We start from the raw sequence: 12,373 nt of genomic DNA, 5'->3' as shown, positions 1-12,373 counted from the left end.
TTTCGTCAGCGATTAGATTTTATGCTGTGCCGTTTATCGGGTGGCCGCCGCGCACTGACTTCTGCTGGTAAACCGCAAGCAGAATTTCCGCGCCAGTTTCGCCCGGGGGGCGCGGCGTGCGCAGGCGATCCTGAACGCAGGCGAAGCCTTCAAGCATAGCGCGCCGTTGCAGCGTATCGGACGACAGGCGCTCGATCCACCGCAGCATGGACCCTGCCCTGACCACTTCATTGAAATATTCAGGCACAATCACGTAATCGGCAATGAGATTGGGTAATGCACCTGTCCAGGTTTTCACACGCTTGCTCAGCATGGTGAAAATCCAGTCGGTTTTGTAGACGGACACGACCGGTACGTTGGCGAGCGCGAGTTCGAGAATGACGGTACCGGAAGCTGCGATTGCCGCGTCCGCTTCAGCAAAAGATCGCCACTTGAATGCCGCATCCGTACCGATCTGCGGACGGATATGCTCGGGCCATGACGCCGCGAGTTCACGAATGCGCGCCTCCTGCCGAGGAACAGTTGGAAGTACGAAGCGTGTAGGGCCATTTCGCTCGACAAATGCCGCAGCGGTGTCCCTGAAGGGCTCCATCAAACGCGTTGTTTCCGTTGAGCGAGAACCGGGAAGCAGAAGAATGGTGCGTTGTTCGCCCGTCTGCGGGAGCGCGCGCGCGGCACGCTGTTCCCTTGCCGCCAAAACGTTTGCGTCCACGCTCAGGCGGTGTCCGACAAAGGTTGTGGGAGGTCCGCCAAGACGCTGCATGGCATCCGGTTCGAAGGGCAAGAGGGCAAGCACATGGTCGACATAGGAAAGCATTGCAGGCGCACGCTTTTCCTTCCATGCCCATACGCTGGGGCAGACGTAGTTTATGACTGTCAGATCCGGCAACGCCTTGCGGACGCGTTTGGCAACACGGTGCGTGAAATCCGGACTGTCGATAATCAAGAGTACATCCGGCCTGCCCGCGATGATGGCATCCGCAGTTTCCCGGATCCTCGCCAAAAGCTGCGGCAGCTTCTTGATGACCTGGGTAAAACCCATGATCGAAAGCTCGGAATAATCGAAAAGTGAGTTCAGGCCCTCGGCTGTCAGAGCTTCACCTCCAACACCCATCAACTCTATCCGCCCGAGATATTGCAGTTTGAGGGCTTTAACGAGGTCGGCACCCAGAAGGTCTCCAGAGACCTCTCCGGCAATTACGGCCAGTTTCAGAACGCCTTCCGCCACATCAACCTCCCGTTACGCCAAGATCGATGCCGCAGACGAAAAGCCCGGCTTCATCTGCAGCCCTCAGCATGGCTTCTCGATCCAGGACAAACGCCCTGCCCGCCTCTACCGCTATACCAGCCAACCCTGCCTTTGACGCATTTTCTATGGTCGAAGGGCCAATGGTTGGCAAATCAGCACGAATGTCCTGTTGCGGCTTGCATAATTTAACGAGAACGCCTTTTCGGCGGCTGGAAATTCTGCCTTCGGCACGCAATGCAGCCACGCGGGCGAGCATCCCATCGGTCCCCTCCACGCCTTCCAGAGCAACAATGCGTCCACCGACGCTGACAGCGCCCTGCCCCACATCCAGAGCGCCGAGCGCCAGCGCCGCCTTGGAGGCCCTGTCGATGTCCCTCCGATCATCCTCGCCGGGCGCAAGCGTGCCGAAAGCGCCGGTCGATGCCAGAAGCCCAGGTGCTATCTCGTGGGCGCCAATGACCCGCGCTCCCTGTGCTTCAATCAAGCCGATGACCATTTGCAGAACCGTATCATCGCCCCCCGACAGCAGGGTGCGAATAATCGACGGCATTTTGGCAATCATCTTGAGGTTGGGGCGGATCTCGCGCCATTCTGGCCGCCGCGATACGCCGCCGGACAGCACGACGCGGTCAATCCGTTGCGCCGCAAGCGCTTTTCCCAAAGATGCGACGTCGCCGACACTGATGGTAATGCTCTCAAATCCCGACCAGTCGAGATTTGTGTCATCCTTCAGGCGAATGATGAAGGGCGTTTCACCGGCCTGCCGGGCAGCCTCCGCTACATAGTAAGGGAGAAATCCGCTGCCCGCGATGATGGCCAGTCGCCCCGCACCCCGTGACACGGATTACTTGCCTCGATTAGGCGATGAAATCGCCCGTTCATTTGCGGCGGCGATAAAATCGATGATTTCGAGTGCCTGTGGGCAATCCAGATAGCTCTCACGAATGGAGGCAGCGTTTGCACGCACATTGCCTTCGCTTTCGAAGATCTGCTTGTAAGCGCGGCGAACCTTGTGCATCTCAGCGCGCTCTATGCCAGCGCGGGTCATGCCAACAATATTCAACCCGCTCAGGATTCCCGGATTTCCATTCAACATGCCATAGGGAATGACATCGTAGCTGACAGCGGAAAGGCCGCCGATAAAGGCCTGTCGGCCGACGCGTGTGAACTGGTGAACAGCCGAGCCGCCTCCAAGAATGGCGCGGTCCTCAATCGTCACATGGCCCGCCAGCATGACATTGTTGGAGAGGATGATGTTGTTGCCCAGGCGGCAGTCATGCGCCACATGTGCGTAAGCCAGAAACAGGTTGTTGTTTCCGACGATCGTCGTGCCGCCATGTTCCACCGTGCCGGTGTTCATGGTGACGCCTTCACGAATGGTGCAATTCTCGCCTATCACAAGCGTCGTATCGACCGCACTGTGATGCGCGCTCTGCGAGTCACCACCGATGACCGCAGATGGCCAGATCTGCGTTCCCTTGCCCACGGTGGTGCATCCCAGAACAACCACATGGCTGACCAGCTTTACACCATCATGCAAAGTGACTTTTGGCCCGACGTGGCAAAACGGACCGACGACGACATTCTCACCGATAACGGCGCCGTCCTCGATGAATGACATCGGATGTATCTGGGCCGAGGCCGCGATTGTGCTCATTGCTGATCCTCAGGGATCATCATGGCACCGATGTCTGCTTCGGCAACCAGAACACCGTCCACCTTGGCATCGCAGTGGAATTTCCAGACATTGCCGCGCTGACGCTGCTTGACGACGTAGATTTCCAGCCTGTCGCCCGGAATGACCGGCTTGCGGAAACGGGCATTGTCAATGGTCATGAAATAGACGAGATGACCGCCATCACCCTGCTTGCGCGCACAGATCGCACCGGCTGTCTGCGCCATCGCTTCCACGATGAGAACGCCCGGCATGATGGGGCGATCAGGGAAATGACCTGTGAAATGCGGTTCGTTGACGGTGACGTTCTTGATACCGGTTGCGGAATTGTCGGCGTCGATATCGATGATCTTGTCGATCAGCAAAAACGGATAACGATGCGGCAGCAGCTTCATCACCTCTAGGATGTCAGCCGCGCCAAGCGTCGTCTTTGTCTCTTCAGACATTCTTCTCTCCTGTCTTCTTGTCTCGCTCTTCTGCGCGCGCAAGCAACTCAGCCATGTCACGCAGGAAATGTTTCAACGGTCTCGCGGGAACGCCACCGTATTTCGCGCCCGCAGGCACATCCGCGACAACGCCGCTCATAGCGGCGATCTGTGCGCCGTCCCCAATGGTGATGTGGCCATTGATCCCGCAGGCACCGCCAATCATCACGCCATCGCCAATGCGCGTGCTACCTGCAATCCCGACCTTGCTGACAATGCCGCAGTGACGCCCGATGCGGACGTTGTGTCCGATCTGCACCTGATTGTCGATCTTCGTGCCTTCACCGATAACGGTGTCATCCATTGTGCCACGGTCGACTGTGGTGTTTGCACCAATTTCAACATGGTCCTGAATGATGACCCGGCCGATCTGAACAATCTTGATCATGCCGCGTGGGCCGGGCGCGTAACCGAAACCATCCTGCCCGATACGCGCACCGTTGTGGATGATAACGCCATTGCCGACCAATGCTGACAGAATGCTGGCGCCACCAGCAATCGTGCAATCGCGCCCTATCTGCACATTCGCACCAATGATAGCGCCCGGGCCGATGCGTGAACCCGCACCGATATGAGCGTTTGCGCCGATGACCGCAAGCGGTTCCACCACAACGCCCGCTTCAAGCTTCGCAGATGGGTCGATATGGGCAGCCGACGAAATCTCTGACGCGCCATCGAGAATGGCAGATGGCTTCATCGCAGATTCGTGAAGAAGCGCTCCGGCTTGCGCGAACACCGTGTGAGGATTTTTTGAAATGAGGGCAGGAATATGCGTAGGCACCAAGCCCTTGAGCGCCTCATCGCAAATGATCGCCGCCGCCTCGCAGGTCAGCAATTCCTCACGGTTCTTCCGCGAAAGAATGTAGCAGAGCTGATCTGACTTTGCGCGATAAACGGGGGCAATTGATCGCACAAGGCGATCACCAGCGGTCTCATCAGACAGTTCCGCCCCAAGGCGGTCCGCGATATCTTTCAATCGCATACCATCATGGGGCGGAAAAAAGGCGTTATACTCCATCAAACGGATACTCCAGAACGTTCAAACTTGCAGTTCTGGACTGCCGATATCAGAAAGTGTTGGACATGCCAAACCGGAAATTCTGCACTTCGTCGTAGTCTTCCTTCATGAAGGGCACTGCGTAGTCTACGCGCAGAGGACCAAATGGCGATGCCCACATGATGCCGATACCGGCCGATGCACGGATCGAGCTGTCATCCTGCACTCCACTGCTGTTGGCAACCTTATTACCATACAGCGTGCCAGCATCCACGAAGCCGGCAAGGCGAAGACCAAAGTCTTCAGGAACGCCTGGCATAGGAGCAGTCACTTCAGCAGAAGCAGCGAAGTAGGTCGTGCCACCGATCGAATCGTCACCGATACGTGGACCAATGCCATCATTCTCGAAACCACGGATCACGCGGCCACCGATCTTGAACTGATCAAACACAAGCAGGTTGTCGCCAGTAGGAACCACATAACCAGCCTGCCCCGTCAACGAACCGATGATATCGTATTCGTCAGAAAGCGTATGATAGTAGCGAGCCTTCGCATAGATCTTGTAGTATTCAGAGTCGCCGCCAAGCCCTGCAAACTCGTTTGTCAATGCAGCCTGCCAGCCATCACGCGGCATGTTGCGGTCGTCAAGCGTGTTGTAAGCCAACGTATTCGAAATGCTCGACTGAACCCACTTACCATTATTCTGATCGATAAGATCGACATATGGCTGAGCCAGGTTTGCCTGATAATCGCCTTCGCCATCGTATTTAATCTGCTTGTACGTGTACTTGAACGTCGTCGCGAGATTTTCGGTGATTGGCGCAGTTACGCGAAGCGCAAAGCCCTGCTCGTCGTAGTCATAGTAGTCTTCGCTCGAGCTCTGGCTCTTGAACAGGTCGAAACCAGCAGCAAGGCGATAGCCGAGGAAGTAAGGCTCGGTGAAGGACAGGTTGTAGCTGCGTGCATCGTCCTGGCCTGCGCCAGCAGCGATACGGATGTACTGGCCGCGACCGAGGAAGTTCTTTTCTTCGATGGAGGCTTCAAGCAGCGCACCGTCGTTCTGAGAGTAGCCGGCGCCGATACCGAACGAACCGGTTGCCTGATCTTCCACGTCAACAACGATCACGACGCGGTCAGGCGCGCTGCCTTGCGATGTGCCGATGTTTACCTTGGAGAAGTAGCCGAGTGCCTCAAGGCGACGCTTGGCGGCTGTAATGATCGTCTGGTTGAATGCATCGCCTTCGCTGATGTCGAATTCGCGACGGATGACATAGTCACGCGTACGGGTGTTACCGCGAATTTCGATGCGCTCGACATATGCGCGCTCGCCCTGATCAACGATGTAGGTGACGCCAATCGTGTTGCCGTTCATGTCACGGTCGCCACGTGGCGTTACGCGAGCAAATGGATAGCCCTCGGCAGCTACGCGCTTGGAAATCGCTTCCATGCTCTGCTGAACTTCCTTGGCGCTGTAGTTGGAGCCAGGACGCGTATCGACCAGAGTCTGCAGCTCGTTGCCATCGACGCCAGGCACTGTGGACTCAACACCCACGTTGCCAAATGCGTAACGCTGACCTTCGTCAACATTGATCGTGATCGTGTATTCGTTGGTTGCCTCGTCGAGAACGGCATTCGAGCCGGTCACGCGGAAGTCGGCATAACCGCGATTATAGTAGAACTGGCGCAGCGCTTCTTCATCAGCGCGCAGCTTGTCCTCATTGTAGACATCCTTGCGTGTCAGGAACGACAGCATGTTGGATTTCTTCGTGTTGATGACAGCGGCAAGGCGGCCATCGCTGTAGGCATTGTTGCCGACGAAATCGATACGCGCAATCTTCGTGCGCTCACCTTCGTTGATGACGAAAGCGAGGTTCACACGTCCCTGACCAACAGGAACGACCTGAGTTGTTACCTGAATGTCGCTACGGCCGATGGCTGCGTATGCTTCCTTGATGCGGGCGATATCGGACGTAACGATTGTCTGATCGTATGGGCCGAGAGACTGTGTCTGGACGATGCCCTGGAGCTTGTCGTCCTTGATCTTGCGGTTGCCGTTGAACACGACCTGATTGACGAGGTTGTTTTCACTAACCGTCACGACCAGGGTGCTGCCGGAAACATTCATGCTGACATTGGAAAAGTAACCGGTCGCATAAAGGCGCTTTACCGATTCATCGATATCAGCGTTGGAAAAGTTACGACCTGGAGCAATGGTGATATTGGAACGTACAGCATCCGCGCCGGAGCGCTCAGCGCCACGAACATCGATCCTGCTGATCACCGCCGCATATGCCACGCTGGAAGAAGCAACCACTCCCAGAGCCGCAACCGAAGAAACACCAGCAGACAGCGCAACCGCCGACACCGCGTTCAAAAATCTTGAACCAGCCTTCATTTTCTAATCTTACCTTTTCCCGTTGTCCCTCAGCGGGCAAAACCCGACTCCGGCCATCTGCGTCGTTTTACCTGCTTTTCCTCTACAAGCAAGCCCGACCGTTAATTTCTGTTTACTTCGCGAAGCACCGTGGCTCAATCGCCACTTTGGCTTCAAAACAAGGTAAACGCCCTCTTAAAAAAACAGCTTAAAACCCCTCTTTAGCCGATCAAGCTGCTGATATCATTCCACGTCGCAAAAACCATCAAACTGAAAATCATCGCCAATCCGATCCGGAAAGCAACTTCCTGTGCCCCTGCGCCCAACGGCCTGCCCCTCACCGCTTCAATAGCGTAGAACACAAGATGTCCCCCGTCCAGAATCGGGACCGGCATGAGATTGAGAAGGCCAATCGAGACAGAAAGCAAGGCCGCAAGTTGTATAACCGCACCAAATCCGAGGCTAGCCATCTGTCCTGACGCCTGTGCTACCCTCACCGGCCCGCCTAGCTGGTCCGCATTCATGCGTCCAGTGACGAGATTGCCGATATAGGCAAACGTCCCTGTCACGACATGGCCGGTCTCGCGGACGCCCTCAACCAGCGCCTCGGTAGGAGAATAGGTCACATGGCGGAAGTTGCCGCGTGTCTGGTCGGTGACAATACCGATGATCCCCAGCTCCATCTTGTTACCGAACTGGTCCGTCGTCTCGGTGCGGGTCGGCACCATCGGCAAGGAGAGCTCCTGCCCGTTCCGCTCCACCGTGACTGTAATCGGCGTTCCTGGGCGAACTGCCACGTAACGTCGAACATCGTCGAATGTCTTGACGGCTTCGCCATCGATGGAAACGAGACGGTCGCCCGGCACGATACCAGCTGTCTGCGCCGCACTGTTTTCACGCACCTCAGCAACGATCGGGTCTGAGATCATGCGGCCATAGGTGCCGAACAAGGCCGCAAAGATCAGGATCGCAAGGAGAAAATTGGCAATCGGGCCGGCTGCGACGGTCGCTGCTCTTTTCCACAGCTTTGCACCGGCAAGCGTCTGGGCCCGCTCCTCCAGCGACAGGCCAGCAAGGCCATCGCTATCAGGCTTGCTGGATACATCCTCATCCCCGAAGAACTTGACGTAGCCACCGAGCGGGATCGCGGAAATCTTCCAGCGAGTGCCGTGCTTGTCGGTAAAGCCGATGAGTTCCGGACCAAAGCCGATCGAAAAAGCTGTAGATCGAATGCCGCACCAGCGACCTACAAGATAATGGCCCATCTCGTGGACGAAAACGAGCAGAGAAAGTACGAGAACGAACGGCACGATGTAACCGGTCAAGAACCCAACCGTTGCCGTTACCATATCCATAATTTCCCAGCCTTTCGCTTGTGTCAGAACCCCGGCACGATACCGCCGCCAGACCCTGGCACATCACCCGTTATCGCCGCGTGAACGACAGCAATGAGGAATACGGTAAAGCAGGCAAAAACAAGACCGTCAACCCGGTCCATAACGCCGCCATGGCCCGGGATGAGATTGCTCGAATCCTTCACCTTGAAACGCCGTTTGATGAAGGACTCAAAAAGGTCGCCGATCTGGCTGAAAACGGACAGCACGAGAGCGAGGACGATGATGACGATGCTGATGCGCCCATGATAGATCACAGCCACCGTTGAACCCGCAATCACGCCGAAAAACGTGCCTCCGGCAGCACCCGACCAGGTTTTACCTGGCGAAATGGATGGAGCAAGCTTGGGACCGCCGACAGCACGACCGACAAAATAGGCGAGAATGTCCGTTGCCCAGACAATCGCGAAGATAAACACCGTGGCAACAAAGCCGGTCAATTCTTCGCTGCGGATTGCCGCAAGAGAAATGCCACTCAGCCCTGCATAGATGATGCCGCCGACGAGCCACCAGTTCTTTCCACGAAGGACCGGGAAAAGTGCTGCGGTGATTGCAAAACCGGACAGAAGCGGCAGATCAAGCGAAGATTCCCCGAAGATGGTGTTTCCACTCATGACAGCGACGGCAAACCAACCCCACGCGTAACCTGTCGGGTTGCTGTCCGCCAGCTTGGTGATGGTGCTCCATTCGTAATAGATGAGCAGCGCAAGCAGGCCTGCAACGACGCGGAACATCATGCCACCATACCAGGTAGCCGCCAGTATAACTGCCGCAAGCACAATGGCGGAAATGATCCGCAGCTTTAATTCGCGGCTCATCAGACGCCTGCCAGAGCGACTTGGCCGGAAAGACCGCCAAATCTGCGATCGCGAGCCATGTACTGATCAATCGCTGCAAAAAATGTATCGCGCGAAAAGTCAGGCCAGTAGTCGGGGATAAAAATAAACTCGGAATAGGCGGCTTGCCAAAGAAGGAAATTCGAGAGGCGTTCTTCACCGCTTGTACGGATGATCAGGTCAGGATCTGGAATACCGTTCGTATCCAGTCTGACTGTGATCGCGTCCGGCGTGATCGCGCTAGCGTCCAGCTTCCCCTCGGCCACATCCCTGGCCAAAGAAGCGGCTGCGCGCGCAATTTCATCACGAGATCCGTAATTGAAAGCGATGATCAGGGTAAGCGCGGTGTTGTCGCGTGTCATCTGCTCGGCTTCGAGCAGCAGGTTCCTGATGTCCTCTTTCAGACCTTCCCGGTCACCGATGATACGTACCCGCACGTTTTCCTTGTGCAGATCCGCCAGATCGCGACGGATGAAGGCCTTGAGAAGGCCCAGCAGATCACTCACCTCTGATTCCGGCCTGCGCCAGTTCTCGGAGGAAAAAGCAAAGAGGGTAAGATATTTCAGGCCGCACTCACCCGCAGCCCTGACGGTCGTGCGCACGGCTTCGACGCCACGTCTGTGGCCCATGATGCGGGGAAGACCGCGCTGCTTGGCCCAACGCCCGTTGCCATCCATGATGATGGCAACATGCTCGGGTAATGAGGAACGTGTAATGTCGGACATCTCGATCCAGTTTTAAGCAGCGCGTGACAATGATGAAAACCTTACAGCAGAGCGACCGCCAGTTATACCTGCATGATTTCCTTTTCCTTCTCTGCAAGCAAGCGATCAATATCTGAAATCGTGTCGTCCGTCATTTTCTGAACCTTGTCGGACTGTGCTCGGCTCTCATCCTGGCCGATGTCGCCATCCTTTTCGGCTTTTTTCAGGCCGTCCATACCATCGCGGCGAACGTGACGGATGGCAACCTTAGCCTTCTCCGCATAATCGTGAGCGACCTTCACCAGCGACTTGCGGCGCTCTTCGTTAAGCTCAGGCAGAGGGATGCGAAGGTTCTGGCCATCGACGATGGGGTTCAGGCCGAGGTTGGACTCGCGGATCGCACGATCGACCGCGCCTACCATCGATTTGTCCCAGATGTTCACGCCCAGCATACGCGCTTCAGGCACGGTAATGTTGGCGACCTGCGAAAGCGGCACGCGCGAACCATAGGCGTCGACTGTAACCGGGTCCAGAATGTTGGCGGACGCGCGGCCCGTGCGCAGCGAGGCGATGTCGCTCTTGAACGCATTGATAGCACCATCCATGCGGCGCTTGATATCGTTGAGGTCAATACCACTCATTTTCATACTCCATCAATTTGGCCGTTACGGCCACTGTCACAGCGCGGGATGAACGCCCCGTCAATTACTTGTCGTGCACGATGGTCTTGCGACCGCCACCGGTCAATATTGCCGCAAAGCCGCCCTTTTCGTGGATCGAGAAAACGATGATCGGAATGTGGTTCTCACGTGCCAGGGCAACAGCGGCCACGTCCATCACGGCAAGGCCCTTGCCCAGAACTTCGGAATGCGTCAGCTCATCAAAGCGGGTGGCGTGAGGATCTTTCTTGGGATCGGCGGAATAGATGCCGTCCACCTGGGTGCCCTTGAAGATTGCTTCAGCGCCCATTTCGGCCGCGCGCAGTGCCGCCGCAGAGTCGGTTGTAAAGAATGGATTTCCTGTGCCGCCAGCAAAAATCACCACCCGCCCCTGCGCCAGATGCGACAGGGTTGCGCGCTGCGAGAAGCTCTCACAGATTTCCGGCATGGCAATGGCCGAGAGGACGACGGTGTCGATGTCCAGCTTGCGCAGCGATGTCGCCAGCGCCAGAGCATTGATGACGGTCGCCAGCATGCCCATGTGGTCGCCGGTAACGCGGTCACCGCCCTTTGAGGCTACCGCAACGCCACGGAAAATGTTGCCGCCACCGACAACGACGCCAACCTCGACGCCCATTGCCCGTGCTTCGGCAATGTCGGAGGCGATGCGGTCAGCGACGGCGACGTCGATCCCGAAACCCTGATCGCCCATGAGGGCTTCGCCCGACGCCTTGAGCAAAACACGTTTATAAAGCGGCTTGGAAGACATCATGACTCCTTAAAGCATGTCACGCAAAGGCACGTGGCCGTTCGCAATGACGACACGCGAAAACTAGAGAGAAATCGCAAGCCTGCCAAATCCGCAGGATTGGCACGCATTGCGAGATATACCGGAACGCGGATACACGAAGGGCACCGCGTTGTCACGCGATGCCCCGTAGTTTTCCCAAACGGGATGAAGAGATCAGCCCTTGGCGACCGCAGCAACTTCGGCAGCGAAGTCGCTTTCTTCCTTTTCGATGCCTTCGCCGAGCAGCAGGCGAGCCATGCCGACGACTTCGATCTTGGCGCCAGCTTCCTTTTCGGCTTCCTTGACAGCGTCGCCAACCGTGATGTCAGGGTTGATGACGAAAGCCTGCGACAGAAGAGCAACTTCTTCAAAGAACTTGCGCATACGGCCATCAACCATCTTTTCGATGATGGCTTCTGGCTTGCCGGATTCGCGGGCCTGCTCGATGAATACGTTGCGCTCGCGTTCTGCAACGGCAGCGTCAACTTCTTCAGCGCGGATAGCAAGTGGGTTGGTCGCAGCAATGTGCATGGCAACCTGACGGCCGATGGATGTCAGAACAGCCTTGTCGCCTTCGGACTTCAGCGCAACGAGAACGCCGAGCTTGCCGATGCCGTCGCCAGCAGCGTTGTGAACGTAGGTCGCAACAACGCCGTGCTCGACTTCGAGCAGAGCAGAGCGACGCAGCGTCATGTTTTCACCGATGGTCGCGATTGCGTCCTTGATGGTGTCTGCAACGGTCTTGCCGGTTGCCGGATAGGTTGCCGCTGCAACAGCGTCAACCGAGCCATCCGTGGTCAGGGCAACGGAAGCAACGCCGCGAACGATATCCTGGAAGGCATCGTTACGAGCGACGAAGTCGGTTTCGGAGTTGATTTCAACAACAACAGCCTTGTGGCCGGCAGAAGCGATACCAACGAGACCTTCGGCAGCCGTACGGCCGGACTTCTTGTCAGCCTTTGCGATACCCTTGGCGCGCAGCCAGTCGATTGCAGCTTCCATGTCGCCGCCGGTTTCAGCCAGCGCCTTTTTGCAATCCATCATGCCTGCGCCGGACTTCTCGCGCAGTTCCTTTACCATTGCGGCTGTGATTTCGCTCATTGTGTGCCTCTTGTCGGTTCGTCGGTCACGGCGCGATTGCTGCCCGACCGAAATCGGAATTTGGGAACGAATGTACCCGGAACTGTGACAGGCTGATGAAACAGCCACC

12 protein-coding genes are annotated in these 12,373 nt (G+C 56.7%); all 12 read right to left on the bottom strand.

Going from position 1 to position 12,373, the window contains the following annotated elements; all coding sequences use genetic code 11:
• Positions 1–19: 19 nt before the first annotated feature.
• Positions 20–1,228, bottom strand: coding sequence for a lipid-A-disaccharide synthase (gene lpxB, locus QRN85_RS12415; protein WP_284758299.1), 1,209 nt, complete (start codon positions 1,226–1,228; stop codon positions 20–22).
• A 1-nt stretch (position 1,229) separates the two neighbouring features.
• On the bottom strand, positions 1,230–2,090 hold the full coding sequence (locus QRN85_RS12410) for an LpxI family protein (RefSeq protein ID WP_062589689.1): 861 nt from the start codon (positions 2,088–2,090) through the stop codon (positions 1,230–1,232).
• 3 nt (positions 2,091–2,093) lie between these two features.
• Complete coding sequence (lpxA, locus tag QRN85_RS12405; protein WP_112963518.1) at positions 2,094–2,906, bottom strand: acyl-ACP--UDP-N-acetylglucosamine O-acyltransferase; 813 nt, start codon at positions 2,904–2,906, stop codon at positions 2,094–2,096.
• On the bottom strand, positions 2,903–3,370 hold the full coding sequence (gene fabZ, locus QRN85_RS12400; protein ID WP_062589693.1) for a 3-hydroxyacyl-ACP dehydratase FabZ: 468 nt from the start codon (positions 3,368–3,370) through the stop codon (positions 2,903–2,905). The genes lpxA and fabZ overlap by 4 nt, the downstream gene beginning before the upstream one ends.
• Entirely contained in the window at positions 3,363–4,427 is a 1,065-nt protein-coding gene (gene lpxD, locus QRN85_RS12395; protein WP_284758295.1) for a UDP-3-O-(3-hydroxymyristoyl)glucosamine N-acyltransferase, read from the bottom strand. The genes fabZ and lpxD overlap by 8 nt, the downstream gene beginning before the upstream one ends.
• Before the next feature lie 49 nt (positions 4,428–4,476).
• The gene (gene bamA / locus QRN85_RS12390) at positions 4,477–6,801 is read right to left on the bottom strand and encodes an outer membrane protein assembly factor BamA (RefSeq protein ID WP_062589698.1); all 2,325 of its coding nucleotides are present in this window, start codon (positions 6,799–6,801) and stop codon (positions 4,477–4,479) included.
• A gap of 200 nt (positions 6,802–7,001) precedes the next feature.
• Entirely contained in the window at positions 7,002–8,135 is a 1,134-nt protein-coding gene (gene rseP, locus QRN85_RS12385; protein ID WP_062589701.1) for an RIP metalloprotease RseP, read from the bottom strand.
• A 23-nt stretch (positions 8,136–8,158) separates the two neighbouring features.
• Positions 8,159–8,992 carry a phosphatidate cytidylyltransferase gene (locus QRN85_RS12380; protein WP_284758293.1) on the bottom strand — a complete coding sequence of 278 codons (834 nt, stop codon included), beginning with the start codon at positions 8,990–8,992 and terminating at the stop codon, positions 8,159–8,161.
• Positions 8,992–9,735, bottom strand: a complete 744-nt coding sequence (locus tag QRN85_RS12375; protein WP_113098658.1) for an isoprenyl transferase — start codon at positions 9,733–9,735, stop codon at positions 8,992–8,994. Before QRN85_RS12375 ends, QRN85_RS12380 begins: the two co-directional genes overlap by 1 nt.
• A 62-nt stretch (positions 9,736–9,797) precedes the next feature.
• The gene (gene frr / locus QRN85_RS12370; RefSeq protein ID WP_062589707.1) at positions 9,798–10,355 is read right to left on the bottom strand and encodes a ribosome recycling factor; all 558 of its coding nucleotides are present in this window, start codon (positions 10,353–10,355) and stop codon (positions 9,798–9,800) included.
• A gap of 64 nt (positions 10,356–10,419) precedes the next feature.
• Positions 10,420–11,142: a UMP kinase gene (gene pyrH / locus QRN85_RS12365; protein WP_062589909.1), complete on the bottom strand. Its 723-nt coding sequence runs from the start codon at positions 11,140–11,142 to the stop codon at positions 10,420–10,422.
• A 195-nt stretch (positions 11,143–11,337) separates the two neighbouring features.
• The gene (gene tsf, locus QRN85_RS12360) at positions 11,338–12,264 is read right to left on the bottom strand and encodes a translation elongation factor Ts (RefSeq protein WP_062589709.1); all 927 of its coding nucleotides are present in this window, start codon (positions 12,262–12,264) and stop codon (positions 11,338–11,340) included.
• Between the last annotated feature and the right edge of the window lie 109 nt (positions 12,265–12,373).

It is taken from the genome of Agrobacterium sp. fls2-241-TYG-188a, from assembly GCF_030209845.1.
This window is presented reverse-complemented; position numbering and strand designations above follow the sequence as displayed.